The 25,656-nt window shown below is 64.1% G+C and carries 17 protein-coding genes; 6 read left to right on the plus strand and 11 right to left on the minus strand.

Features of this window, described 5'->3' with window-relative positions:
- Nucleotides 1-15: 15 nt before the first annotated feature.
- Nucleotides 16-1,224: an efflux RND transporter periplasmic adaptor subunit gene (locus PRZ03_RS16185; RefSeq protein ID WP_273601306.1), complete on the minus strand. Its 1,209-nt coding sequence runs from the start codon at nucleotides 1,222-1,224 to the stop codon at nucleotides 16-18.
- A gap of 171 nt (nucleotides 1,225-1,395) precedes the next feature.
- Between PRZ03_RS16185 and PRZ03_RS16190 the strand changes: the two genes are divergently transcribed.
- Together PRZ03_RS16190 and PRZ03_RS16195 are read left to right on the plus strand one after the other, a co-directional pair.
- The gene (locus tag PRZ03_RS16190) at nucleotides 1,396-2,271 is read left to right on the plus strand and encodes a YbaY family lipoprotein (RefSeq protein WP_273601307.1); all 876 of its coding nucleotides are present in this window, start codon (nucleotides 1,396-1,398) and stop codon (nucleotides 2,269-2,271) included.
- Nucleotides 2,272-2,323: 52 nt separating this feature from the next.
- A complete protein-coding gene (locus PRZ03_RS16195) occupies nucleotides 2,324-2,971 on the plus strand; it encodes a hypothetical protein (RefSeq protein ID WP_263535197.1) in 648 nt (215 codons plus the stop codon).
- Between the two features lie 55 nt (nucleotides 2,972-3,026).
- Here PRZ03_RS16195 and PRZ03_RS16200 read toward each other — a convergent pair whose 3' ends face one another.
- Both PRZ03_RS16200 and PRZ03_RS16205 read right to left on the minus strand, forming a co-directional pair.
- Complete coding sequence (locus PRZ03_RS16200) at nucleotides 3,027-4,850, minus strand: ABC transporter transmembrane domain-containing protein (protein WP_273601308.1); 1,824 nt, start codon at nucleotides 4,848-4,850, stop codon at nucleotides 3,027-3,029.
- 44 nt (nucleotides 4,851-4,894) lie between these two features.
- Nucleotides 4,895-7,036, minus strand: coding sequence for an acetyl-CoA hydrolase/transferase C-terminal domain-containing protein (locus PRZ03_RS16205; RefSeq protein WP_273601310.1), 2,142 nt, complete (start codon nucleotides 7,034-7,036; stop codon nucleotides 4,895-4,897).
- 207 nt (nucleotides 7,037-7,243) lie between these two features.
- On the opposite strand from PRZ03_RS16205, the gene PRZ03_RS16210 reads away from it, so the two are divergent.
- Entirely contained in the window at nucleotides 7,244-8,050 is an 807-nt protein-coding gene (locus PRZ03_RS16210; protein WP_273601311.1) for a GGDEF domain-containing protein, read from the plus strand.
- Here the strand turns inward: PRZ03_RS16210 and PRZ03_RS16215 are convergent.
- The 6 genes from PRZ03_RS16215 to mutL are packed head-to-tail and all read right to left on the minus strand — an operon-like array spanning nucleotide 8,040 to nucleotide 17,212.
- Entirely contained in the window at nucleotides 8,040-9,191 is a 1,152-nt protein-coding gene (locus PRZ03_RS16215; protein WP_273601312.1) for a lipocalin-like domain-containing protein, read from the minus strand. The genes PRZ03_RS16210 and PRZ03_RS16215 overlap by 11 nt on opposite strands.
- Nucleotides 9,191-11,779 (minus strand): FtsX-like permease family protein, encoded by a 2,589-nt coding sequence (locus PRZ03_RS16220; protein ID WP_273601313.1) that lies wholly within the window; start codon nucleotides 11,777-11,779, stop codon nucleotides 9,191-9,193. The genes PRZ03_RS16215 and PRZ03_RS16220 overlap by 1 nt, the downstream gene beginning before the upstream one ends.
- Nucleotides 11,776-12,453 (minus strand): ABC transporter ATP-binding protein, encoded by a 678-nt coding sequence (locus tag PRZ03_RS16225; protein WP_273601314.1) that lies wholly within the window; start codon nucleotides 12,451-12,453, stop codon nucleotides 11,776-11,778. Before PRZ03_RS16225 ends, PRZ03_RS16220 begins: the two co-directional genes overlap by 4 nt.
- Entirely contained in the window at nucleotides 12,440-13,387 is a 948-nt protein-coding gene (gene miaA / locus PRZ03_RS16230; RefSeq protein ID WP_273601315.1) for a tRNA (adenosine(37)-N6)-dimethylallyltransferase MiaA, read from the minus strand. The genes PRZ03_RS16225 and miaA overlap by 14 nt, the downstream gene beginning before the upstream one ends.
- Nucleotides 13,388-13,430: 43 nt before the next feature.
- Entirely contained in the window at nucleotides 13,431-15,206 is a 1,776-nt protein-coding gene (locus tag PRZ03_RS16235; RefSeq protein ID WP_273601316.1) for a pseudouridine synthase, read from the minus strand.
- Between the two features lie 56 nt (nucleotides 15,207-15,262).
- Complete coding sequence (gene mutL / locus PRZ03_RS16240) at nucleotides 15,263-17,212, minus strand: DNA mismatch repair endonuclease MutL (RefSeq protein ID WP_273601317.1); 1,950 nt, start codon at nucleotides 17,210-17,212, stop codon at nucleotides 15,263-15,265.
- A gap of 299 nt (nucleotides 17,213-17,511) precedes the next feature.
- On the opposite strand from mutL, the gene PRZ03_RS16245 reads away from it, so the two are divergent.
- Together PRZ03_RS16245 and PRZ03_RS16250 are read left to right on the plus strand one after the other, a co-directional pair.
- Nucleotides 17,512-21,813 (plus strand): response regulator, encoded by a 4,302-nt coding sequence (locus tag PRZ03_RS16245; RefSeq protein ID WP_273601318.1) that lies wholly within the window; start codon nucleotides 17,512-17,514, stop codon nucleotides 21,811-21,813.
- Between the two features lie 66 nt (nucleotides 21,814-21,879).
- On the plus strand, nucleotides 21,880-22,533 hold the full coding sequence (locus PRZ03_RS16250; RefSeq protein WP_263535186.1) for a DedA family protein: 654 nt from the start codon (nucleotides 21,880-21,882) through the stop codon (nucleotides 22,531-22,533).
- A gap of 82 nt (nucleotides 22,534-22,615) precedes the next feature.
- Here the strand turns inward: PRZ03_RS16250 and PRZ03_RS16255 are convergent, their stop codons facing one another.
- Nucleotides 22,616-24,004, minus strand: a complete 1,389-nt coding sequence (locus tag PRZ03_RS16255) for an N-acetylmuramoyl-L-alanine amidase (protein WP_273601319.1) — start codon at nucleotides 24,002-24,004, stop codon at nucleotides 22,616-22,618.
- Nucleotides 24,001-24,486, minus strand: coding sequence for a tRNA (adenosine(37)-N6)-threonylcarbamoyltransferase complex ATPase subunit type 1 TsaE (gene tsaE, locus PRZ03_RS16260; protein ID WP_273601320.1), 486 nt, complete (start codon nucleotides 24,484-24,486; stop codon nucleotides 24,001-24,003). The genes PRZ03_RS16255 and tsaE overlap by 4 nt, the downstream gene beginning before the upstream one ends.
- A gap of 24 nt (nucleotides 24,487-24,510) precedes the next feature.
- On the opposite strand from tsaE, the gene queG reads away from it, so the two are divergent.
- Entirely contained in the window at nucleotides 24,511-25,620 is a 1,110-nt protein-coding gene (queG, locus tag PRZ03_RS16265) for a tRNA epoxyqueuosine(34) reductase QueG (RefSeq protein WP_273601321.1), read from the plus strand.
- The last annotated feature ends 36 nt before the right edge of the window (nucleotides 25,621-25,656 follow it).

Raw genomic sequence — 25,656 nt, forward strand, 5'->3', positions numbered from 1 at the left:
GATCAGGCCTCCGGTTTATCGCGAGGCGGCGGAGGCTGCCGAGATGACTGAGGCCGGCGCACTGGGCGCAGCACCGGGCACCCAAGGTGTCGGCTTGACCACCGCGCCTTGCTGCAGGCGCTGCAGGCCTTCGACCACGACGGTTTCGCCCGCACCCAGGCCCTTCTCGATGATCCAGTCGCTCTTCAACCATTCGCCCACCACCAGATCGCGGCGCTCGACCTTGTTCTCAGGCCCGACCACCCAGGCCACATGGCCGGTTGGTGTCTTGGTGACGGCTTTTTGCGGGATCAAAATGGTGTTTGGCCGCTCGCCCGAGGTGTAGACCACCCGTACATACATGCCGGGCAGGAGCTTTTGTTTGGGGTTGGGCATCACCACGCGCAAGGTGATGGTGCCGGTGCTGGGGTTGACCTGCGACTCGGAAAAGTCCAGCTTGCCGGTGCGCTCGAACTCACTGCCGTCGGGCAAGAAGATGCGCGCCTGGGCGCTGCCTGCGCCTTCTTTGACGCGGCCCGTACTCAGCTCCCGGCGCAGGATCAAGGCGTCACGGTCGGCGACGTTGAAATTGACATACACCTGATCGAGCCGATCGACCGTGGTCAGGTGGGTCGATTCACCGCGCCCGACCAGGCGGCCCTCGGGCACCAAGGCGGCGCCTATCTTGCCCGACTCGGTCGCCAAGACCTTGGTGTAGCCCAGATTGGTCTGCGCGCGCTCGACGTTAGCGGCGGAAACCGCCAGCTGTGCCTCGGTCTGCTTGACCGCCGTGACCGCGTCCTCATAGTCTTGCTGGCTGATCGCGTTCTCTTTGACCAGCGGCGCCAGGCGTTTTTCCTTTGAGCGCGCACTCGCCAGATTGGCGCTGGAGCGGGCCTGATCGGCTAGCGCATCATTCAAAGCGATGCGGTAAGGGGTGGGGTCAATCGTGTACAGCAGTTGCCCCTTCTTGACCTCGCTGCCTTCGACGAAATGGCGCTGCTCCAGAATGCCTTCGACCCGGGCGCGCACCTCGACCGAGCGAAACGCAGCCACTCGGCCCACATATTCGTTCACCACCGGCACGGTCTCTGAGCGGGAAGTCACGACCCTGACCTCGGCCGGGGGCGGTTTGGGCGCTGCGGGAGGCGCCTTCTTCTCGCAAGCGCTCATCAACATCGCCAGCGGCAAGGCCAGCAGCAGGGATAGGGCGACGCTCTTGGTCAAGCCGAGGTTCTTGCGCATGGTGTTGCGTCTTTCTTTGTTGCCAATTCAAGAAGCCGGGCCAGCCCCTTTTTCTCGAAAAGGCTGGGCAAGGCCACGTATGCTTGGCCACTATAACGGCAGCTCGTTACCAAGCTGAGCGCTTCAGCCGTTAGGATATACACGGGGCTGTGCCGGCCCGACGGGTGACGCATGAAATATAGATCAGCACTTGCATTTTTTACGCGCGCCGCGGCCGTGCTGGCCGCACTCGCTTTCGGGCCGGGCTTGGCCATTGCCGCTGCACCTTCCGGCGCCGCGTCCGCCGGGGAGGGCGCGATGTTTGAAGTGCAGGGCCGAGCCAGCTATCGGGAGCGGATCGCGCTGCCGCCGCAGGCGGTCTTCACCGTGCGTATCGAAGATGTGTCGCTGGCCGACGCGCCGGCCAAGCTGATGGCCGAGCTGAGCAGGCCGCTGGGGCGTAGCCAAGCAGCGCTGGACTTCAAGCTGACGGTGCCCAAGGCGCAGGTCGATCCAAGGCATCGCTACGCGCTGCGCGCCACCATCCATGTGGACGGCCAACTGCGGTTTACCAGCATCCAGCATTACCCGGTGCTGAATGCTGCGCCGGCCCAGCCTTTGGAGCTGCAGCTGCAGGCAGTGGCGCGCAGTTCGGTGGGGCAGGAACCCGCCCGCCAGGCCTCTGGCATGGCCGGTCTGAGCTTGCCGCAAAGTTTTGCCGGCGTCTTGCCCTGCGCCGACTGTGCCGGCATCGCCCATACGCTGACCCTGCTGCCTGACGGGGTCTACCGAATGCGTCAAAGCTATCTGGGCAAGCCGGGGCTGCCGCTGCTGCAGCAGGGCCGATGGAGCGTCAGCCAAGCCGGCTCAAGCCCAGGCCCAGGCTACTTTCATCTGAAATTGCTGAATGAGCAGCAGCAGAGCAACTATTTTCTGATTCAAGCCCAAACAGCTCAGACGGCCGAGCTCAGTTTGCGTCAATTGGACCGACAAGGTCAGCCCTTTAACTCGGGCGCAAATCTGCTGCTGCGCCCCCTTGCTGCGCTGGACTTGATGGAATCAAACTAAACGGTGCTCCAATAGTGAGCAAGATCTACCGCCCTACCTGAACGGATTTTTCATGAAGCTATTCACTCTCGGTTCGCTCTCATTCGCAATGGCCTTGGCCCTGGGCCATGCGGCTCAAGCGCAAGGCCTGGTCACATCAACCGTATCCGGCAAGACCGAACTGGCCCGGATGAAGGGCAGCGAGCTGGAATTCAGGGCGCGCGTGGTGGAGCTGGACCTGGCCAAGCGGACCGCCGTGGTGCGTGATCCCAAGGGCAAGCTGACCAAGATGGATGTACCGGCCAGCGTTAACAATCTGGACAAGGTGCAGGTTGGTGACGAGCTGGTGATTCGTTATGCCAGCGCAATCGCGGTCAGCCTGGAGCCTAGAAGCAAGGCCGGCTCAAGTGGCATTCGCGAGCGGGTGGAGTCCAGCGCCTCGGCGACAACGGATGTGGGCGGCCTGCCCGGTCGCACGGAGTCCAGCACCGTGGAAATGCTGGTCATCATCAAGGCACTTGATGCCAAGGCCAATACCGCGACCTTGCGCGGCGTGCACCGCACCTTCACCGTGCCCGTGCCCGAGAGCGTCGACATCAAGAAGTTGAAGGTCGGTGATGAGGTGCGGGTCGCCATGGTTGAGGCATCGGCAGTCAGCGTGGAGCATGCCGCTTCAGCGCCGGCCAGCCCAGCCTCAGCCGCCAAGAAGATCAAAAAATGAGCAAGCACCGGCGGCTGTCAATCATCGACAGACAGCGCTGGCTTCAGGACTCGGCTTAAGCCTCGGCAGCCGGCTGCAAATCAAATTGCAGCGCGGCCAGCCTGGCGTAGAGCCCACCGCGCGCGCTCAGCTCGGCATGGCTGCCGATATCCACAATGCGGCCATGCTCCATTACAACGATGCGATCGGCGCGCTGCACGGTGGCCAGACGGTGCGCAATCACCAGCGTCGTGCGGTCCTGCATCGCCGCTTCAAGTGCGGCTTGAACCATCCTCTCGCTTTCGGCATCCAGCGCGCTGGTGGCTTCGTCCAGCAGCAGCAGCGGTGGGTTTTTCAGCATCGCGCGTGCAATGCTGATGCGTTGTCGCTGGCCGCCCGACAACCTCACGCCGCGCTCGCCCAGAAACGTCGCATAGCCCTCGGGCAGGCGGCGGATAAAGTCATCGGCAAACGCAGCCTCGGCCGCCTTGATGACTTCGGCGTCGCTGGCACCGGGGCGCCCGTAACGGATGTTTTCCATGGCGCTGGTCGAGAAGATCACGCTGTCTTGGGGCACCAGGCCAATGCCGGCCCGCAGCGTCGCCAGGCTGAGCTGATCGGTGGGCACCTCGTTCAGCAAGATGCGGCCGCTCTGAGCATCGTAAAAGCGCAAGAGCAGCTGAAACACGGTGCTCTTGCCAGCACCGCTGGGGCCCACCAGCGCGATGGTTTCGCCGGGCTGGATGTCGAGCGCAAAGTCCTGCAAGGCAGCTTGCTTGGGGCGGGATGGGTAGTTGAAGCTCACCTGCTCCAGGCGCAGCGCGCTGCCGCCCGGCATGACCGGCAGCGCCTGTGGCCGGGCAGGCTCACCCACCGGCGAGCGGCTGGCCAGCAACTCCATCAATCGCTCGGTGGCGCCGGCCGCGCGCAGCACATCGCCGTAGACCTCGGCCAGCACGGCCACGCTGCTGACCAGCAAAATCACATAGACAATGGTCTGGCCCAGATGGCCTGCCGAAATCTTGCCCGCCAAGACCGCCTGCGTGCCCTGGTACAAGCCCCACAGCAGCGCGGCGAAGGTGGCGGTGATGATGAAGGCCACCAGCCCCGATCGCACCAAGGCCCGCTTGCGGGCGGTCTCGAAGGCGTTTTCGCTGGCTTGCGCAAAACGACTGGCCTCAGCGGCTTCTTGTGTATAGCTTTGCACCACCGGCACCGCGTTCAAGACCTCGGCGGCGATCGCGCTGGTGTCGGCGACGCGGTCTTGCGCCGAGCGGCTGAGTTTGCGCACCCGCCGGCCAAAGTAGATGGCCGGCAGCAGCACAAAGATCAAGATGCCCAGCACCTGCGTCATCACCAGCGGATTGGTGGCGATCAGCATGGCCATCGCCCCCACGCCCATGACCAGGCTGCGCAAGCCCATCGAGAAGCTGGAGCCGACGACGGTTTGCACCACCGTGGTGTCGGTGGTGATGCGGCTCAAGACCTCGCCGGTTTGGGTGGTTTCAAAGAATTCCGGGCTTTGCTTGAGCACATGGCCATAGACCGCATTGCGCAGGTCGGCGGTGACGCGCTCACCCAGCCAGGTGACGGCGTAAAAACGTGCCGCCGAAAACACGCCCAGCGCGGCGCCAACTGCGAACAAGGCGAGGAAATGCTCGCGCATCGCCATCAAGCGCTCGCCGCTTTGGAGGGTGCCCTTGGTGGAGCTGCCTCCCATGCCTTGATCGACCAGGCCGCGCAGAGCCAGCGGGAAGGCCAGGGTGGCCATGGCGGCCAGCACCAAGAAGAGCAAGGCGCCCAAAATGGGGCCACGGTAAGGTTGCAAGAATGGCAGCAAACCACTGAGCGAGCGTGGATTGCCGGTTTTTGGTGTGGCGAGGTCTGGGTTTTTGGGCATGGCCGCAGTGTATGCGGCGGCTCAAAATGCCATCCGGCTGAGGCTTAAAGATTGCTGGCAAACAGTCTGCGCACAAACAAATCTTTGAAACTCTTGGCGTCGGCCAAGCCCAGGCGTTCCAGGTAGGCGGGCGGCACGGGCTTCTCGCCGCTCAGGCTTTGCAAAATCATGCCGACCAATTCAAGCGGATGGTGGCTGGCGTGTTTGAGCTTCTTGAGTGCGCGCACGATGGTCAGCTCGTCCGCCGTCAGGTCGGTGCCAAAGGGGAAGTCCGGCAGCACGCCGCTGTTGCGCCAGGGGCGCAAATGTTCGCGCAGCATCTCGGGGCTGTTGCGCTGGGCGGCGGCGGGAATCTCGTAGTCCGCCTCTAACTTGCCATGGGCAATCGCTTCGTGCAAGAGCGCGGTCTGGAAGCGCGAATCGGCAATATTGAGCAAGCGTTTCACGCATTCCGAATCGGTGCAGCCGCGCAGGTCAGCGACGCCGTATTCGGTGATCACGATGTCGCGCAGATGGCGAGGAATGGTGCAGTTGGCATAGCTCCAGACGATATTGCTGCGCAGCCCGTCGGCGTTGTCATGGGTAGAGCGCAACATCAGAATACCGCGCGCATCGGGCAGCGCATGGCCCATGGCGACGAAGTTGTACTGACCGCCGACGCCCGACACCATCTGCCCCGACTCCATACCGTCCGAGGACGCAGCCCCCAGCAGCGTCACCTTCATCGTCGTGTTCATCAGGCGGGCCTTGACGCGCTGCGCACGTTTGAGCGCTTCGCTGCCCAGGGAGTCGCCGTAGAGTTCATTGATGAAGCCAATGCGTGTCATGTCAATCAGGGCCAGCTGCTCCTCGGGCATCTCGCGCAGGCGCTGATAGAAGTCGCGCGGCCCGAGGAAGAAACCGCCATGCATGATGGTCGCTCCCAGCCAGCTTGGCCCCAGCAAACAAGCCTCGATGGCAGCCAGGGCGGCAGGATCCCGAAGATCATTGCGAATCGACTGCTCGCCCAGCTGCAACTGATCCGCGCTGCAGTTCACGCCGGCCTTGAGGATGCCGTGCCGGCTCAGAAAGGCGAGGTCGGCCTCGCGCAGCGGCGAGCTGATGCGCCCGCGCTGCAGCAGGTCTTGCAGCACCTGCAGGCTGGGCTTGGCCGGCATGCGCCCCTGCAGCGCCAACTCTTGCAGATCCAGATCACTGAAAACGCGGCGGCGAATCAGGCCGGCCTCGATCAAACGCATAAAGCCGTTGACGAACATTTCCGAGCAGCCGTACAGGCCTTGCTCGAACTTATCGAGCTCGCGCCCTTGCAGCTCGCCATGGCAAAGCGGGCTCAGGATGGTCTTGAAATGCTCGCTATTTCCATCGCGCACGATCAAGGCCTGCGCGATGGCGTCGCCCAGCGAGCCAATGCCGATCTGCAGCGTGCCGCCGTCGGGCACCAGGCTGGCCGCGTGCAGGCCGATGGCGTAGTCGGCCCAGCTGATGGCCGCATTGGGCGGCGCGAAGATGGTGTGGCTGCAGCCCGGGCCATCCAGCACCAGGCCAAACAAGTCAGGCGAGGCCACCGCGTTGCCGGGCATAAAGGGCAGTTCATGGTTGACCATGGCCACCGCCAGCAGTGGCCGCCCCTGCGCTTGCATGCGCTCGATCAAATCAAAACTCAGATCAGGGTTGCAGGACAGAGAAAACTCGGTGCGCCCGTCGGCCCCGGTGCGGCTCGCCACCGCCTGCGCAAGCACATTGACGCCATGCGACATCATGTCGCGCACCGCGAAGCTGTAATTGGTGCAGACAAAGGCCTGCTGCGCGCCATCATTGCCGAGGTAGTCGCCGGTCTTCATGAAGAACTCATGGACCTCGATATTGGGCGGCAGCGTGCCGGCGCGCAGCGCCTTGACATAGTCCATGTCGGGGTAGTCGCCAAACACGCGCTCGACCAGCGGCTCCAGAAAATGCGCCTCCAGCGAGGACTTGCCCTGGGGTTTTTCCAGGGACAGGGCGGTGAACAGTTTGAGCCGGCGCTCGGGGCTGGCCGCAATGCGTCGATATAGCGCGTTAACCAGGGGGTTGGGTTTGCCCAGGCCCAGCGGTATGGCCATCACGATCTCGCCCTGCACGCGCTGCAGGATCTGGTCCACGGTAGCTTCAATGCTGTTCAGCCATGCGGCGGCGGCGTGCTTGTTCATGTCTTGTCTCCATGCCTCGCGGTCATTGCCGCGAGCTTGTTGGTCATCGCTTCAGTTTGCTGCAGCCTGCGGCTGGCCATTTTGATTTACGACAAGATTGTGACGCGCGTGCATCGGTCGGGCTCGGCAACACGGCGGCTCAATGATTCTTGCGGTCTGTAGGTCTGTGTTGAAATGCTGCTCGCACATTCGCTTCACTATTCGCACATGTTGAAAAATTTGGAGCCGCCCAGGTGGTTGGCCTTGTTGAGACAATGGACCGAGGTCCTCGGGCCGGCTAAGGCCCTGGCGCTGCTGCTGGCAGCGGCTTTGCTGGCTGCGGTAGCTGTTTCACAGCTTTTGATTTCATTGCTGGGTTTTGGCGACCGTGTCGCCGCCGCCCTCTGTGCCGGGCTCAGCGCGCTCTTGCTGGCTGCGCTGCTCGGGCGCGTGTTGCTGGGCCTGCTGGCGCAGCTCGAACAGTCGACGCTGCAGCTCAAGCGCTTTTCAAGCACCGATATGTTGACCGGCATCGTCAACCGGCGTGCCTTTCTCGGCTTGATCGAGCGCGAATGGGCCTTGGCCCGGCGCTATGAAACGACTTGTGCGATGGTGATGATAGACCTCGACCATTTCAAGCGCATCAACGAGAACTTTGGCCACCGCTGCGGTGACATGCTGCTGCGCCAGATTGCCGAGGCCAGCAGCGAGACCTTGCGTCAGGGCGATGTGCTGGCTCGCTTTGGCGGCGAAGAATTCGGGCTTTTTTTACCCCACACCGACCCGCTCGGTGCGCTCGATGTGGCGGAGCGGATTCGTGAACGGGTCGAGCGGCTTGATTTTTGTTGGAACGGCCACGTCATCCCGGTCAGCGTCAGCCTGGGTGTGGCGGCGCTGCAGGCCGACCACCACAGCCTGGATCAATTCGTCAACGCAGCCGAAGACGCCCTGCACATGGCCAAGGCGGATGGCCGCAACTGTGTGCGGGTGGGCGATGGCTTGATGCCGGGCCGGGCGGCCGAGCTCAGGGCTTGAGTTTTTTGCCTGGCCCTTGCGACCGCAGCAGCGCCATGCCGTCGGCATAGCCGGTTAACTCCAGGTAGCCCAGACCGAGGCGCTGGCCGTCTAGGCTCAGCAACTCCGCAGCGCCTTCCCAGTAACGCATGCCCGTGCTGGCCCGTGCGTCGACTTCTTGCGCGTCGAGCAGCGTGCGCAGCTCCAGCTGCCCCAGCGGTGTGGTGATGCGCCAGGCGACCGGATAGTTGGCGCCACTGGCCGGGCTGCGCCAATGCCTCAGCGGCGCCATGCTGATCTGTGCAGGCGCAAAATCCTGGCTAGCGCCGCCGGGCTTGCGCCAGCTGCCGCCGGCCCAGAGCTGCGTGCCGTCGGCCCGGCGCAGCCTGAAGACGGTCAGCGCGCCGCCGTCGCTCAAATTGATGCCGGCCCAGTCCCAGCCGACCGCTTGTTCTCCGCCTTGGGCTCCGAGCAGGTTGTCGCTCCATTCATGGTCGAGCCAGGAGCGCCCGCTGAGTTGGCGAGTCTTGCCGCCGAGCTGCAGCTGCGCTTCGGTCTGCAACTGCACCTGGCTGTAGTAGTGGCTGAACTGAGCGGGGTCGGGGCCCTTGCGTGACAGCCCTTGCTGGCCTTGCAGCAAGGGCGGCTGCGTGGTTTGCAAGCGCAGCTCTAGCGCGAAGCCGCCTGTCTTGCTGGCGAAGCCGGCGCGGTAGCCTGCCTCGTTTCTTCTCAAAAACCAGTCGCGTAAATGGACATCGCAATCGCTTTCGCTGGCCTCGGCGATACCGAATCCGGCGCGAGCCAGGCGCTGATCGTGCTGCAATTTGCCGCCCGCCAGATCGGTCACGGCGGCATGCGCCAGCAGCAATTGCCGGGCGGCGAAGCGGCTCGGGTGGTCTGGCGGCGCCGGGCCGCGCACACGGAAAAAGGTCAGCTGATAGCCTAAGCGAGGGGGGCCAAGCTCCCGCTCGCTGAAAACGTCGCCCAACACGCCGGTCAGGTACCACCATTCCAGGCTCTGTGCCGGATGGGCGCCGAAGTCGCGCGGGAACTGCAGGCTTGGGACCTTGCCTTCAGATTGCGCCAAGCCTGGCAGCGAGGTGAGACCCAACGCCTGCAAGAGTCGGCGCCGGCGCAGGGCGGTGACCATGTTCATCATCATCACCAGTCCTCCTTGACCGCCTGCACCACGGCATCACCGGTGGCGCGCCAAGCAGCCAGCATCGAGGCCGACAGGCCGGCCAGAAATACGGCGCCCAGCAAGGCCAGCAGGCGCGGCCAAGGCAGGCTCATGTCCATGCTCCAGTGGAAACTCTGCGGGTTGACGACCCAGACCAGCACCCCGCTCAGCGCCAGCCCCAGGCCCAGGCCGGCCAGCGCGCCAACGCCGCTGAGCAGCGCCGCCTCGATGGCCAGGAGCCGCAGCACATCGGCGCGCGTCAGCCCCAGATGGCGCAGCAGACCAAATTCACGCCGCCGCGCCAAGACCTGCGCCGACTGGCTGGCGGCGATGCCGAACAACCCTATGCCCAAAGCCACCGCCTGCAGCCAATGGGTGACCGCAAAGCTGCGCTCAAAAATGCTCAGCGACATGGCCTTCAACTCACCAACGGCAGCAAACTCTAGATCGTCCGGATTGTTGGGCTGCAAGGCCTTGAGCTGAGGTCCTGCTTCGGCCGAGGCCAGCCCCGGTTTGAGCCAGATGTAGAGCTCGGTCAGCTGCATATCGCCGCTCCAGCGCTGGTAGTCGCTCAGCTGCAGCATCAACGCGCCGCTCTGGCGTGCGTAGTCGCGCCAGACGCCGCGCACATAGGCCTCCTGCCTCGCGCCGCCCGGCGTCAAACGCAGTGTGAGGCTTTGGCCCGGGCGCAGCTGCAGCTGGTCGCGCAAATGCTCGTTGATGTAGACGGGCAGGGCAGTCGATGCCCCGGCAAGAGGCTCAACAATCGGCCCGGCGAGTGGCCCGACAAGGGGCCTAACAAGGGGCAGCTGATCCACTTTGAACTCGCGCGCCATCAAGTCGATCGCTTCGGCGTGCTCATCCAGCCAAACGCTGCTGCTGCGCTGGCCGGTCACGGTCTTGGCCAGGCCGCTGGCGCACAAGGCCGGGGCATAGTCAGGCGGCAAGGCAGCGCCTTGGCCGGCTTGCATGCGCAGGCTGGAGCGCACATAAAAATCTGCCGGCAGCATTTGATCTAACCACTGAGTCAAGGAGTCACGAAAGCTGCCCACCATCACCAGCATCGCCACCGACAGGCTCAACGCCACCAAGACGCCGGCCAAAGAGCGGCTGGCTTCGCCGGCTTGGTCGCGAGCGCGTTCGCGCACCAAAGCAAGCAGGGCAGAGCCGCTCATGGCCTTTGGCAAGACACTCAGCAGGCCGAGTGTCAGTCGCAGCAAGGCGGGCACGCAGGCGATGCCGCCTAGCAGCAAGAGAAACATCGCCGCGTAGGCGGCCAGCGGCACGTCCGGCCAGGCGGGCAGCGGAGGCACAAAAGCCAAAACCAGGCCTGCCAACAACAAGCCCGGCCCCAGCCAGCTGGGAGGCGCAGGTTCCAACTCATTGCCCAGGCCGCGCAAGACCAAGGCGACCGGCATGCGCCGCACGCTCCAAGCGGGCAGGGCGCAGGCCGCCAGGCTGATCAGCACGCCAATGACGCCGAAGATGGCCGCAGCGCCGATTTGGGCGGCGCTCAGCGCCAGCCCGAAGCCTTTGCCGCCCGCTTTGCCGACGGCAAAGCCGAGACCGGCGCCCAAGACTTGCTGGCCCACGCTGGCCAAGGCATAACCCAGCAGCAGCCCAGCGGCGCTGCCGAGCAGACCCAGGGCCAGGCCCTCGGCCATGATCAAGGCGGCGCGCTCCTTGGCCGTCATGCCCAGCACGCCCAACAAGGCGAGCTGGGGCTGGCGTTGCGCTACCGACAAGGACATCACCGCAAAAACCAAAAAGCTGCCGGTGAACAAGGCCATCAAAGACAAAACGCCCAGATTGACGCGGTAGGCGCGCGTCATGGCGCTTAGGCGCGCGCCTTCGTCGGGCGGCGGTGCGGCCGTCAGCCCCTGGGGTAAAGCGTTATTGGCCAGCCATGTCGAAACGTTCTGCCCGGCCTCCAGGCGCAGGTCGATGCGGTCGAGCTCGCCCAGGCGGCCGAGCAAAAGTTGAGCGCCGGAGATGTCCAGCACCGCCAGCGCTGAGCCGGTCGCGGCAATCGCCGGGCCGACGGCAAAGTCTTGGCTGTGGGCCGCACCCGTGCCTTGTGCGGCTCGCAGGCTCAGGCGCTCGGCCTTGCCGCCCAGGCGCGCGATGGCGGCCGGATTGAGGAAAACCGTGGCCGGGTCGAGCAATGAGGAGATGGATTTCAGCTCGCTGGGCATCAGCTCGGGGCCGAGCGGGCCAGACTGCAGGACGTCCAACCCGATCACACGCAAGTTGAAACGTTTGCCGTCGGCGCCTACCGCCTGCGCTTGCCCCTCCAGCACCGGGGCCACCAGACTCAAGCCCGGCAGCTTGGCAACCGCCGCATAGCTGCTCTCGCTCAGTGGGCCTTGTGTGCCGCGCAGCACCAGATCGGGTGCGCCATTCAGGCTGGCGGCGGCCTTGGAGAACTCATTCAGGGCGCTGCTATTGAGCAGATGCACCGCAAAGGCCAGTGCCACACCCAGCGTGATGGACAGCAGGGCCAAGAGTTGCCGGCCCGCCTGATGGCGCAGGGCGGGCCAAGACAGCTGGGTCAGCCAGGCCCAGCTCAAGCGAGCGCCTGCGTTTGAAGGTCCTGCGTCGTGATGCCCTGCTCGCTGATCCGCAGGCAACGGTCGGCACGCGCCGCCGCACGCTCGGAATGTGTGACGAGCAAGCAGGCCGAGCCTTGCGCATGGACTTGCTCCAGCAGCAGATCCAGCACGGCGGACGCATTGCGGGCATCGAGATTGCCGGTCGGCTCGTCCGCCAGGACCAGCGCCGGGCGGTGCACCAGCGCGCGCGCAATCGCCACTCTTTGCAACTGGCCGCCGGACAGCTGGCGCGGGCTGCGAGCCCCCAGATCGCCCAGGCCCACGGCCTCCAACATCTCTTGCACGCGCTGAGGGTCGGCTCGCTTCAAGAGCAGCAAGGGCAGGCCGACATTGGCCGCCACGCTCAGATGCGGCAGCACATGAAAGGCCTGGAATACAAAACCCAGGTGTTGGCGGCGCAGCAAGGCGCGCTGACTTTCGCGCAGGCTGCCCAACTCTGCGCCGGCCAGATGCACCGTCCCGGCACTGGGCTCATCCAGGCCGGCCAGGCAGTTCAAGAGTGTGGACTTGCCCGAGCCGGACTCACCCAGCAGCGCCACCAATTCGCCGGCTTGCAGGCGCAAATCAATGCCGGTAAAGACGGGTGTGGCGCCATAGCTTTTGGCCAGACCACGGGCCTCAAGCACCGGCATAAGGGGCACTCAGCAAGCGTTGCAGGCAAGCCAATAGATGCAGCTTGGCCTGAGGGTCATCACAGGCGATCACATGGCGCTGCGGGCTGGAGCGCAGCCAAGTCAGCTGGCGCTTGGCCAGTTGGCGGGTGGCGATCGTGCCTTGTTCGGCCAAGTCCTTGAAGTTATTGGTCTCCAACGCGGCCCAGGCTTGGCGGTAGCCAACGCAGCGCATCGAGGGCAGATCGGCATGCAGGTCGCCGCGCGCGCGCAAGGCGCGCACTTCGTCGAGCAGGCCTTGTTTGAGCATCAGCTCAAAGCGCTCTGCCAAGCGCCTATGCAGCCAGGCGCGGTCATTCGGTTCCAGCGAAATCATGGGCCAATCGACCGCACCGTTGCGTTGTACGTGCAACTCGCTCATAGGTCGGCCGGCCAACTGGCAGACCTCGAGCGCGCGTTGGATGCGCTGCGAATCGTTTGGCGCCAGCCGGGCGGCCGTGATGGGGTCAAGTCTTGCCAGCTCGGCATGCAGGGCCGGCCAACCCAGCTCGGCCGCGCGGGCATCCAGCTCGGCGCGCAGCGCCGGGTCGGCCAGCGGCATCTCGCTCAAGCCCTGGTGCAGCGCGTTGAAGTACAGCATGGTGCCGCCGACCAAGAGCGGCAAGCGGCCGCGCTCCAAGACCTCGGCTGCGATGCGCTTGGCCGCCGTCACGAATTGCCCGGCCGAGAACGCGTCCAGCGGGTCGATCAGGTCGATCAAATGGTGCGGCACGGCAGCCTGCTCGGCAGCACTTGGCTTGGCCGTGCCAATGTCCATGCCGCGGTAGACCAGGGCCGAATCGACGCTGATGATCTCCACCGGCAAGACCTGCGCGATCTCCAGCGCAAACGCCGTCTTGCCCGTGCCCGTGGGCCCCGCCAAGCAAACCGGCCCGTTAAATGGGGTCAGGTTCATTTAATTTGGCCCCATCCTGCTCCCATTTGGCTTGTTCGCGCCATCAATCGAAGCGCTCCCACGGTGTGAGGAACCGCCACTGGCCGACCGGCAGATTGCCGAGGTTGATGCGCCCGATGCGCACGCGCTTGAGGCCCACAACTTTCAGGCCAACCTGCTCGCACATGCGGCGAATCTGGCGCTTGCGGCCTTCGCGCAGGACAAAGCGCAGCTGGTCCTCATTGGCCCAGCTGACCTTGGCCGGCTTCAGCTGAACGCCGTCCAATTCCAGGCCATGATTCAGCAAGGCCATATCGGCGGCGGGGAAGCTGCCGTCGGCGCTCTTGACGCCGTCGCGGCCGTGGTACTCCACCCGCACCAAATACTCTTTCTCGATCTTGGAGTCTTCGCCGATCAAGAGCTTGGCGATGCGGCCGTCTTGGGTCAGCACCAGCAAGCCGGTCGAGTCGATGTCCAAACGGCCTGCCGGCGCCAAACCGCGGCTGTGGCCGAGGTGGTATTTGATGCCGGAGGTGTCTTCGGTCCAATGGGTGTCGGACTTGATCAGCGTTGACGCGTTCTCATAGCCGTCTTCGGCCTGACCCGAGACCCAGCCGATCGGCTTGTGCAAGAGGATGGTGACGCGCTTGGCCTGCTCTTTGTTGGCGAGTTGATCGACCTCGATCTTCACGCCTGGCAGCACGCGCTGGCCCAGCACGGCCATCTTGCCGTCGACGCGCACCCAGCCGGCCGCGATCCACTCGTCCGCTTCACGGCGCGAGGCCATGCCCAGCACGCCCATATGCTTGGACAGGCGCACGCCTTCATCGCGCGAGTCCACATAATCTTCATCTTCGTCGTCATCGCCGAGCTGACGGCTCAGCTGAGCGGCCGCAGCGCGCAGATGCTCTGGCAGCTGGCGGGCAGCGGCTTGGGAATATTTTGAAGACTGATCCGGGCCCCGTGGAGCTGGCCTGGGGCCGCTGGCGCGACGCTGATCCTGGCGGGTGAAATTGCTTTGTCCCGGCTCTTCGCGCTGCTGTTGATTGAAGCCGCCTTGGCCCCCTTGATCGCCTTGCCCACGATAGCCGCCTTGGCCACGGTCCTCATAGCGCGGACGCTGCTGCTGGTATTGCTGCTGATCGCGCGGACCTTGCCGGTAAGCACCTTGCTCGCGCGGCGCGCCATAACCACCATTGCCACCGCCACTGCCGCCGCCCTGGAATTGCTGACGTGGGCGCTGCTCGTTAAACCCTTGTTGATCCTGGCGCGGCCGGTCGTATTGCGGACGCCGGTCGTCGAAACGAGGCGTTTGCTCGCGAGCATCGCGAGAATCCCGCATTGGCGGCCGCTCGTTCGGGCGCTGACCTTGGTAGCCGCCGGGGCGCCTGTCTTCATAACGCGGGCCTTCATCGCGTGGGCCGCGCGAATCACGCGAGTCGCGTGAGTCATATTCATGTGGGCGCCCGTAGCCCGCTTGCGGGCGACGCTCCTCGTAGCGAGGCCCCTCGTCACGCCGTGGGCCCGCGTCTCGGCGCGGGCCGCCTTGATGTCCGCCTTGATAGCCACCACGCTGATCAGGCCCACCGTGGCGGGGGCCGGCCGGCGGTCTTGCGCGTTCGTCGCGTGAGCCGGCGAAGGCGGGCCGCTCCGCATTGAAACCACCTTGGCGCTGCTCATATTGCGCTTGCCGCTCCTGCCGCTCGGCTTGCGCGCGCTCCAGGCTTTGGCGTGGGCGTGAGACACCCTTGCCGCGCACCGGAGGGCGGCGTTCGCCGTCAGGTCGACTGGAACCACTTGGGCCAGTTTTATTCTTTTTATTCAATTTCAAAGTGGCCATAAAGGGCTCCATCACAAAAAGCAGTCGCTGAATTCGTCATGCAACAAGCATGAACTTCAGCGCCCGCGCAAAAACAAGGCATCGAGTTCGCGCATAGTCAATTGCCGCCATGTCGGCCGGCCATGATTGCACTGATCGGCACGTTCGGTGCGTTCCATATCGCGCAAGAGGCCATTCATTTCTTCCAGCGTCAGCTGGCGGTTGGCGCGCACCGCACCATGGCAGGCCATGGTGGCGAGAATCTCATGCTGAGCGCGCTCAATGGCGTGGCTGGCATCGAACTGCGCCAACTCGGCCAACACGCTGCGCACCAAGTCCACCACATCGCCGCCGGCCAGCGCCGCCGGTCGAGCGCGCACCGCCAAGACCTTGGCCGATAGCGGCGCCACATCCATGCCGAGCCGCTCCAGCGTCGCTGCATGTGCCTCGGCGGCCGCAATCTCTTGCGCCGTCGCGGCAAAAGTGATCGGGATCAGCAGCGGTTGCGACTCGATCGCCGCAGCGCCCAAGCTGGCCTTGAGGCGCTCATAAACCACGCGCTCATGGGCCGCATGCATATCGACAATGATCAGCCCCTGCGCGTTCTCGGCCAGCACATAGACACCCTGGATCTGCGCGATGGCGCGACCCAGCGGCCAGTCATGCTGGGGCAAGGCTTGCTGCAAAGGCACTGCAGGGTCAGGTCTTGCCTGCGGATTGAACTCGGCCTGGCCGTAGAGTGTGGCCACCTCGGCCAGCCCCAGCGAAGCCTGCGCGCCCTGGCCAATCGGTGGGCGCCAACTATTGGCAGAGGGCGGATTGGCATAGCCTGCTGCCGGCTCATTGGCCTGTGCGGAGGGCGTCTGCGCAAACCAGGCCGGCGGATTGCCGGGCGAGGGCCGGTAGCCCGGCACGCTGGCCGCAGCGGCAATCGCCTGTTGCGCTTGCTCGGCCGGGCTGGGCTCGAGGTTCTCCGCAGCGGCTGAGCGTGACAGCGCCAGCGCATCCTGCACCGCGTAGCGCACCTGCTGATGGATTTCTCGGCCGTCACGAAAGCGCACTTCAATCTTGGTCGGGTGCACATTGACGTCGACCCGGTCCGGTGCAATTTCGATGAAGAGCACATAGCTGGGCTGGCGGTGGCCGTGCAACACATCTTCATAGGCCGAGCGGATGCCGTGGGCGATCAGCTTGTCGCGCACAAAGCGGCCGTTGACGTAGACATATTGCATGTCGGCACGGCTGCGCGCCGCTTCGGGCAGACCGGCGCGGCCATAGACGCGCAAGGGGCCGCGCTCGGAAAACACCGCCCGGCTGACGGCGAGGAACTCCGCCCCCAAGACATCGCTCAAGCGCTGCTCCGACGAGGCAATACGCCACTGCTCGACCAGCTTGCCCTCATGCCAAACGGTGAAGCCCACATCGGGCCGGGCCAGCGCGTGGCGGCGCACCGCCTCCATGCAATGCGCCAACTCGGTCGCGTCGGTCTTCAAGAATTTTCGTCGCGCCGGGGTGCTGAAGAACAGCTCGCGCACCTCGATGCTGGTGCCACGCGAACGCGCCGCCGGGGCCAACTCGCCCGAGCGAGCGTCGAGCCGGTGGGCATGGGCGGCACCTTCGCAGCGGCTCAAGAGCGCCATCTCGGCGACCGAGGAGATCGCGGCCAAGGCTTCACCGCGAAAGCCCATGGTGGCGACCGACTCGAGGTCATCGAGCGAGCGGATCTTGCTGGTGGCATGGCGTTTGAGCGCCAGCGGTAGCTCGTCCACCGGGATGCCCAGGCCGTCGTCTTCGATCACGATGGCACGCACGCCGCCGGCCATCAGCTTGACCTGAATTTGCGTTGCGCCGGCGTCCAGCGCGTTGTCGACCAACTCGCGCACGACCGATGCAGGCCGCTCCACCACCTCGCCGGCGGCGATTTGGCTGATCAGTTCATCGGGGAGTTCGCGGATGCTGCGCCGCGTGGGCGCGGCGGCCAGATGCTGCGGTGCAGGCACAGGCGAGGCGGGAAGGGACAAATCCATGCCGAATTTTACCTTGGTCAGGCTTGCCCTGGCTTGGGCGCCAGATAAAGCGCCCAAGCAATGTTCGCACTCAAGCTGCGGCGTGCCGCGCCGATAGCAGGAAGATGACTGTTGCTGCACCCTGGGGTGTCAATGTGCTGTGCCTGCCCTGAAAGAGCAAAGCAAAACAAAACAGGCCATGATAAAAACGTTCGAAGCAGATCAATCAGCCCGCTTGGATCATCTATGCGCAGCCTCAGCTTTACAGTGATGGATCGAGACAAAGGTTTGTCAGCGCGTGCAGCCGGGGATTTGGCGGCATGACCACGCCCGAGCTTCATTGGTTCGATGAGGCCCCGGATGGGCGGGACGAACTGTTCGCCGCGCTCAATCAGCACTCGATCGTGTCCATTGCCGATGCGTCCGGTCGCATCATCATGGCCAATGAGCAGTTTTGCCGCATCAGTGGCTATAGCCAGGCGGAACTGCTGGGGCAAGACCACCGCATCGTCAATTCGGGCCATCAGCCACCGGGCTTTTGGGCCGAGGTCTGGCGCCAGATCGCCGCCGGTACGGCCTGGCGCGGTGAAATCTGCAACCGCAACAAAAACGGCGGGCTGTACTGGGTCGACACCTTGATATCACCCGTCATGGGGCCTGAAGGCAAGGTGCAGCGCTACATCTCCATACGCACCGATGTGACGGCAGCCGCGATGGCGGCACGCGAACTCGGGCGCGAGCGCCTGGCGCTGAGAAACATCATCGATGGCACCCATGCGGGCACCTGGGAGTGGAATGTCGAGACCGGCGAGACCAAGTTCAACCACCGCTGGGCCGAAATCGTCGGCTACTCGCTGGAAGAATTGGGCGCCACCACGATAGAGACTTGGAGCAGCTTCAACCATCCGGACGACATCACTCGCTCGGCCGTGTTGCTGGGTAAGCATTTTGATGACCAGACGCCGGCTTATGAGTTTGAAGGTCGCATGCGGCACAAGAACGGCAGCTGGATCTGGGCGCAGTCCAGGGGCAAGCTCTTCAGCCGCAGCGAGGACGGCCGGCCGCGCTGGATGGCCGGCACCCTGATTGACATCACCGCTCGCAAATTGGCTGAAGCCGAGCTGCATGACAGCCGCACCTTCTTGGACCGTACGGCCAGAATCAGCGGCATGGGCGGCTGGGCGCTGGACTTACTGACGCAAGAGGTGCAGTGGTCGGACCAGACCTGCTTGATTCATGAAGTGGAGCCCGGCTACCGGCCCAGCTATGCCGACAGTCAGAGGCCGTTCTCGCAGGCTTCGCGTTTGTTGTTAGACCAAGCCCTCAAAGCCGGTATTGCAAACGGCGCGGGCTTCGATCTCGAACTGCCCTTCACCACCTTCAAGGGGCGCGCCACCTGGGTGCGTGCGGTGGGTGAGGTGGAGTTCAATGACCATGGCCCCTCTCGCCTGGTCGGCACCCTGCAAGACATCAGCGTGCGGCGCCGGATTGATGCCGAGTTGATACGTAGCACCGAGCTGCTGCGTGGCTCGATCGAGGCGCTGGACGGCTCTTTTGTCTTGTTCGACCCGGACGACAAGATGGTGCTGTGCAACCAGAGTTTTGTGCAGCTGTTCGACTACGCGCCCGGTCTGATCGTACCCGGTGTGAGCTTCGAGACCATGATGCGGGTGGGAGCAGAGAGCGGCAAGTTTCCCGACGCCCTAGGCCGGGTTGAAGAATGGGTGGCCGAGCGCGTGGCCCTGCATCGCACCGGCAACAGCAGCTTGGTGCAGCGCCTGGCCGACGGGCGCAGCGTACGCAATGTGGAGCGCCGCATGGCCGACGGCCATATCGTGGGTCTGCGCCTGGACGTGACCGAATTGGTGTCGGCGACCGAAGCGGCCCAGGAGGCCTCGCAGTACAAGAGCAATTTCGTGGCCAATATGAGCCACGAAATCCGCACACCGATGAACGCCATTCTGGGCATGCTGACCTTGTTGCGGCGCACCGACCTGACGCCCCGCCAGGCCGACTACGCAGCCAAGACCGAGGGGGCTGCGCGTTCGCTCCTGGGCCTGCTGAATGAAATCCTGGACTTCTCCAAGGTCGAGGCCGGCAAGATGAGTCTGGACGTGCAGGCGTTCAGCATGGAGCAGCTCTTGGCCGACTTGGCGGTCATTTTGTCTGCCAATTTGGGCGATAAGCCGGTTGAGCTGTTGTTCGATATCGACAGCGAGTTGCCGGATCAATTGCTCGGCGACGCGATGCGCTTGCAGCAGGTGCTGATCAATCTGTGCGGCAATGCCATCAAGTTCACGGCGGCCGGCGAGGTGGTGCTGGCGGCGACGCTGCTCTCAAGAGACGCCAATTCGGTGACGCTGGATATTGCGGTCAGGGACTCCGGCATTGGCATCGCGCCGGAAAACCATGCGCGCATCTTCAGCGGCTTCTCGCAGGCCGAGGCTTCGACCTCACGCCGCTTTGGTGGCACCGGCTTGGGGGTGGCCATCAGCCAGCGCCTGGTCGCGCTGATGGGTGGTGAGCTGAGGCTGCAAAGCAGCTTGGGGCAGGGCAGCTGTTTTTCATTCAGCTTGACGCTGCCTTTGGCGGCGGCCTTGCCCGACGCTGTACAAAGCTCTGCGGCGGCCTTGCCCGACGCCCTGCCAAATCCTGCGGCGGCCTTGCCCGACGCTGCGTCAAATTTGGTGGAGCCTGGGCCAGGGGCTGAGGCGGCACTGCTTGACCTGCAAACCCCATCAAGCCAGCCCATCTTGATCATCGAAGAGAACGCCGGCGCTCGCGCGGTGCTGGCCCGCATGTTGACCGGAATGCAGTGGGCGCACATTGTGGCGGCCAATTTGGAGCAGGGCCTGACGGTCTTGGGCGAACTGCAGGCGGGGGCGCGCAAATGCCGCGCCGTCTTGCTGGATTGGCGCAGCGGCGCGGCAGCCAGCGAGCAAGCCGGCTGGAGCGCGCTGCAGCGCTTGCGGGAGATCAGCTCACATCAACAGCAAGCCTTGCCGATTGCCGCCCTGGTGACGGCGCTGGATCAGGAATTGATGTCCAAGCACAGCGCGCAAGAGCAGGCCGGCATTGATTTGGTGCTGCTCAAGCCGCTGACCGCCGCCACCTTGCGTCGCGCTTTACTGGCGCATGAGCATAGTCTGGCGCACCTGACGCCAGGTGCCGCGCCGCAGTTGGACAAAGCGCGACTTGCGACCGATCCGCAAGCCTTGGGGGGCATGCGCCTGCTGGTGGTCGATGACAATTTGAACAACCAGCAACTGGCCAAGGAGTTGCTTGAAGATGCGGGCGCACGGGTCGATGTGGCTGGTGATGGTCAACAGGCGGTCGATATGCTGCGCGCCGACCCGCAGGCCTACCGGGTCGTGCTGATGGACATGTTGATGCCGGTGATGGACGGTGTGACGGCCTGCCTGATCATTCGCAATGATTTGGGCCTTACCGATTTGCCGATTGTGGCGATGACGGCCAATGCCCTGGCTTCCGACCGGCGCGATTGCCTGGCTGCCGGCATGAACGAGCACATTGCCAAGCCCTTTGATGTCGACAAGCTCCTTGCCATGCTCTTGCAACTGGACGCAGGCAGGCTGGCCAAGCAAGCGGGCCGCGTGATTGCGCCGCCGGCCCAGGCCAAGGCAGCCGCTGCTGCGTCGCTCGCGCCTACTCAGGCACCTGCCCCCAGCCAGTCCGTACCATCTGCCCCGACGGCAGCCCCGGCTGAACGCGTGTTTCCGACCTTGGCGGTGCCGGCCGATTTGCGCGCAACGGCCGCCGCCCAGGGCTTTGATGTGCAAAGTGCGATGGACCGAATGATGGGCAAGGTCGGGCTGTTTCAGCGCATGGCCGCTTCGCTGGCAGCCAGCGCCGTGCAATTGCCCGAGCAACTGCGCGCGCTGCTGCAGGCCGAAGACTATGCGGCGGCCACGATTGCGGTGCACAGCTTCAAGGGCTTGGTGGCCACGCTGGGCGGCGACGCCCTGGCCAAGCTGGCAGCGGCCGGCGAGGCGCAGCTCAAACAAAACCTGGCGCCTGATGAAGCTTGGCTGGCCGAGTTCGCCACCCAAAGCGCCGCAGGTGCGGCCGCGCTGGAGGCGCTGTCGGCAGCGTTGCAAGGATTGAAGCCGACGGCGCCGGCGCCTAAGAGCAGTGTCGTGGCGCCGCCGGCCGCCACGCCGGTGCCTGCCCCCATAGCGCCGAGCGTCGCTGTGGACACGGCTGCGCCGCGGCGGCGCTTGGCCGCCATGCGCTTGCTGCTGGTTGAAGATAACCTCAACAATCAGCAGATCGCGCTGGAGTTGTTGGAAGACGAGGGTGCCCGCGTGCAGGTCGCCAACGATGGGCAGGAAGCGCTGGAAAAATTGGCCGCAGGCCGCGATTCATTCGATCTGGTGCTGATGGATCTGCAAATGCCGGTGATGGACGGCTTCACGGCTACCCACCACATTCGGGCCGATCTGGGCCTGACGGCCTTGCCCATCATTGCCTTGACGGCCAATGCCCTGGACAGCGACCGCGCGGCCTGCTTGGCCGCCGGCATGAACGAGCATATGGGCAAGCCTTTTGATATCAATAGGCTGGTCGAATTGCTGCTGAAACTGCGCCGCCCGAAGGACTGAGTGCGGCTCTTCGATAGACCCGGGCGCTTCCTTGACTGTCACAAGCTTGCCGCATAATCCCGCGCCATGGAACTTATTAGCACCCTGATCGACTTCATTGTCCACGTTGATCGCCATCTGGCGTCTTTTGTAGCTCACTATGGCGCATGGATCTATGGTTTGTTGTTCTTGATTATTTTTGTTGAAACCGGCTTGGTGGTGATGCCGTTTTTGCCGGGCGACTCCTTGCTCTTCGTGGTCGGCGCTCTATGCGGTGCTGGCTTGGTTAATTTGCCCCTGGTGCTGGCGATATTGTTGGTGGCAGCGATTCTGGGTGATCAATGCAATTACTCGATCGGGCGCTTTATCGGTCCCAAGGTGTTCAAGTGGGAGCAATCGCGCTTTTTCAACCGCAGGGCATTCGACGCCGCGCATGAGTTTTACGAGCGCAATGGCGCGGTCACCATCATCATTGCGCGCTTCATGCCTTTTGTGCGCACCTTCGCGCCTTTCGTCGCGGGTGTGGCCGAGATGGACCGGGCCAAATTTACGCTCTATAACGTCATCGGCGCGCTGATCTGGGTGCTCGGCATAACGCTGGCAGGCTATTGGTTCGGCAATCTGGCCTGGGTGCAGACGAATCTGAGCAAGATCATCTGGGCCATGATCATCATCCCGGGGCTGATCGCGATTTACGGGGGCTGGAAGGCGCGCAAGGCAGAAAAGGTCAAGGCCGCTTGATTGCCTGAATGGCCCAGTTGGCCCACTCGGCCCACTTAGGCAGCTTGGCGAGATTTGAAGCGGGCAAGCGACTTTGCTCCGCTTAAGTCAGCGCCCTATGCCGTGCCAGCGGCGGGTTTTTGGCAAAGTAACGCGCAATACCGGTGGCCAGGGCCTCGACCAATTCGCCCTGGTAGGCCGGGTCGCGTAGCTTGGCTTCTTCTTCAGGGTTGGAAATAAAGGCCGTTTCAACCAGGATGGATGGCACATCCGGCGCCTTCAGCACGGCAAATCCGGCCTGCTCGACCTTGCGCTTGTGCAGATTGCCGACACGGCCGATCTGGCCCAGCACCTCGTGGCCCAGCTTGAGGCTGTCCTTGATCTGCGCGGTGGTGCTCATGTCCAACATGGCCTTCAACACACCGGCATCCTTGACCGCGCCGGCATTCACGCCGCCGACCAAGTCGGCTGCATTTTCTTTGTTGGCTATCCATTTGGCGGCCTGGCTGCTGGCGGCGCCGTCGCTCAGCACGAACACCGAGGCGCCGCGCGCTTGCGGGGTGAAAAACGCATCGGCATGCAGCGACACGAACAGATCGGCCTGCACACGGCGCGCCTTGTTGACCCGCTCATGCAGGGGCACAAAGAAGTCGGCGTCGCGGGTCATCATGACGCGAATATTCGGGTTGCTGTTGAGCCGGTCGCGCAGCTTCAAGCCCACTGCCAGCACCACATCTTTTTCGCGTAAGCCTGTGGGTCCGATGGCGCCGGGGTCCTCGCCGCCATGGCCGGGGTCCAGTGCAATCACGATCAGGCGGTCCAGTTTGGCCTGGCTAAAGCCGGGCAGCGGATCCGTTTTGGCGCTCGCCGCCGAGGCCGCAGGGAAGGGCGGCAGCGGCACCGGCGTTTGCACGACCAAGGGCGGCGGCACGGGCGGCAGCCTTGTAGAGCTGGGTTTGTCGATGCGGCCTATCAACTCGCCCAAGGCGTCTTGCACCGACTGCGCCGCAGCTTGCTCGGCCTGCTCCTTTTCGCGAATCAGGGCCAGCAAGGGGTCGGCGGCCTGTTGGGGGTAGAGGTCGAACACCAGCCGGTGCTGGTAGGAGGCGACCGGCGCCAGGGTAAAAATTTGCGGCGCGACCGGCTGTTTCAAATCAAGCACCAGTCGCACCACCCTTGGGGTGTTCTGGCCGACTCTGACGCCGCCGATAAACGGGTCGTCGGCGCGCACCTTGCCCAGCAGCTCGCGCAGGCCGGCGTTCAGCTCCAGGCCCTCGATGTCTATCACCAGGCGGTCGGGGTTCTCGACCAGAAAATGTTTAGCCTGCAGCGGCTTGTCGGACTCCAGCGTGACCCGGCTGTAGTCGCTGGCGGGCCAGACACGCACGGCGATGATGCTGCTGAAGCTGCCAGCTGCCGTCGCTGTCGCAGGCAAGCGCAGAGCCAAAGCCAGCGCGCCCATGGCCCGTAGGGCGGTGCGTCGCGCGCTCATGGGCTTGTCCTTAAAGCTTGCAGCATCTGCTGCCCCCAAGCGCTGCCGGCGATGAGGCGCACGCTGCGGCTGTCGTCGGCCCCGACATCGAGCCAGATCTGCAAATCGGCCGGGGGCAACACACCACTGGCCTTCTCGGGCCATTCACTGAGCTTCAGTCCAGGCGCGGCAAAGATGTCGCGAAAGCCGGCGTCTTCCCATTCGCGCGGGTCGTTGAAACGATAGAAATCAAAGTGGCTAACTTCGCCGACCCGCGGTGCTGTGCTGCTCAAGTCGTAACTTTCCATCACCGCGTAGCTGGGGCTTTTGATGCGGCCCTCCACACCTAAGGCGCGCAGCAGATGCCGCACCAGGCTGGTCTTGCCAGCGCCGAGCTGGCCGTGCAACTCGATGCTGGCGTTGATCGACTCGGTGCCGGCGCTTAGGGCGATTGCAAAAGACAGCGCAAAAGCCTCGCAGGCGGCCTCATTGGGCCAAAGCAATGACTGAGTTTCTAGAATGCGCAAATGACGCAAGCTCCACAGAAGATGAATGACGGGATCGATGCAAAGACCTTGGCCGAACTGCTGGAGCAGCTGCGCGGCTGGGCGCTTGAGCTCGGATTCTCCCAGATCGGCGTGGCCGATATTGATTTGAGCTCGGCCGAGCCCGGTTTGCTGGCTTGGCTGGAGGCCGGCTTTCATGGCCAGATGCACTATATGCAGGCGCATGGGCTCAAGCGCGCCAGGCCAGCCGAGCTGGTGCCGGGCACGGTGCGGGTGCTGACGGCAAGGATGGACTATTTGCCGCGCGACACGCCGCCAGATTGGCAGGCTATCGAGTGGGCGGGGCTGGCCGACCCGCAGCGCGCGCAGTTGTCGATCTATGCCCGAGGGCGCGACTATCACAAGGTCTTGCGCAACCGCTTGCAACAGTTGGCGACCCAGCTGGCCGGTCTGATCGGCCCTTTTGGCCACCGCGCGTTCACCGATTCGGCGCCGGTGCTGGAGGTCGAGCTGGCCTCGCGATCCGGCCTGGGTTGGCGCGGCAAGCACACGCTGACCCTGCACCGCGAGGCCGGGTCGATGTTCTTTCTGGGCGAGATCTATGTCGATTTGCCGCTGCCGCTGAGCGAGGCGGTTACGGCCCACTGTGGGCAATGCACGGCCTGCATCGATGTGTGCCCGACCCAGGCCATCGTGGCGCCTTACCGGGTCGATGCGCGGCGCTGCATTTCATATCTGACCATCGAGCATGCCGGTGCGATCCCTCTGGAGTTGCGGCCCTTGATCGGCAACCGCATCTACGGCTGCGATGACTGTCAACTGATCTGCCCTTGGAACAAGTTCGCCCAAAAAACTTCGCTGGCCGATTTTGATGCGCGCGAGGCCTTGGCAGCACCCGGCCTGCTGCAGCTCTGGGCCTGGAGCGAGGCAGAGTTTTTGAGCCGCACCGAGGGCTCGGCCATCCGCCGCATCGGCTATGAGCGCTGGCAGCGCAATTTGGCCGTGGCGATGGGCAATGCTTTGCGTGCGCAGGAGCATGGCGAGATGCGCGCGGCCTTGCTACAAGCTCGCGCCGGCGCCGGCGAGCTGGTGATTGAACATATTGACTGGGCCTTGGCGGCAAACAGTTGACGCAGCTTGTGGCATGCTTGGTGCCGCAAACGTAGC

This window comes from Roseateles albus (assembly GCF_028595345.1).
Taxonomy (GTDB): Bacteria; Pseudomonadota; Gammaproteobacteria; order Burkholderiales; family Burkholderiaceae_C; genus Paucibacter_A; species Paucibacter_A albus.

Coding starts and splice junctions, on each gene's coding strand:
- PRZ03_RS16195 (WP_263535197.1), top strand. CDS start 2,324: ATGAAGCTATTCACTCTCGGTTCGCTCTCATTCGCAATGGCCTTGGCC.
- PRZ03_RS16255 (WP_273601319.1), bottom strand. CDS start 24,004: ATGAGCGCGCGACGCACCGCCCTACGGGCCATGGGCGCGCTGGCTTTG.
- PRZ03_RS16215 (WP_273601312.1), bottom strand. CDS start 9,191: ATGATGATGAACATGGTCACCGCCCTGCGCCGGCGCCGACTCTTGCAG.
- PRZ03_RS16190 (WP_273601307.1), top strand. CDS start 1,396: ATGAAATATAGATCAGCACTTGCATTTTTTACGCGCGCCGCGGCCGTG.
- PRZ03_RS16245 (WP_273601318.1), top strand. CDS start 17,512: ATGACCACGCCCGAGCTTCATTGGTTCGATGAGGCCCCGGATGGGCGG.
- queG (WP_273601321.1), top strand. CDS start 24,511: ATGACGCAAGCTCCACAGAAGATGAATGACGGGATCGATGCAAAGACC.
- PRZ03_RS16210 (WP_273601311.1), top strand. CDS start 7,244: ATGTTGAAAAATTTGGAGCCGCCCAGGTGGTTGGCCTTGTTGAGACAA.
- miaA (WP_273601315.1), bottom strand. CDS start 13,387: ATGAACCTGACCCCATTTAACGGGCCGGTTTGCTTGGCGGGGCCCACG.
- mutL (WP_273601317.1), bottom strand. CDS start 17,212: ATGGATTTGTCCCTTCCCGCCTCGCCTGTGCCTGCACCGCAGCATCTG.
- PRZ03_RS16250 (WP_263535186.1), top strand. CDS start 21,880: ATGGAACTTATTAGCACCCTGATCGACTTCATTGTCCACGTTGATCGC.
- PRZ03_RS16235 (WP_273601316.1), bottom strand. CDS start 15,206: ATGGCCACTTTGAAATTGAATAAAAAGAATAAAACTGGCCCAAGTGGT.
- PRZ03_RS16225 (WP_273601314.1), bottom strand. CDS start 12,453: ATGCCGGTGCTTGAGGCCCGTGGTCTGGCCAAAAGCTATGGCGCCACA.
- PRZ03_RS16205 (WP_273601310.1), bottom strand. CDS start 7,036: ATGAACAAGCACGCCGCCGCCGCATGGCTGAACAGCATTGAAGCTACC.
- PRZ03_RS16200 (WP_273601308.1), bottom strand. CDS start 4,850: ATGCCCAAAAACCCAGACCTCGCCACACCAAAAACCGGCAATCCACGC.
- PRZ03_RS16185 (WP_273601306.1), bottom strand. CDS start 1,224: ATGCGCAAGAACCTCGGCTTGACCAAGAGCGTCGCCCTATCCCTGCTG.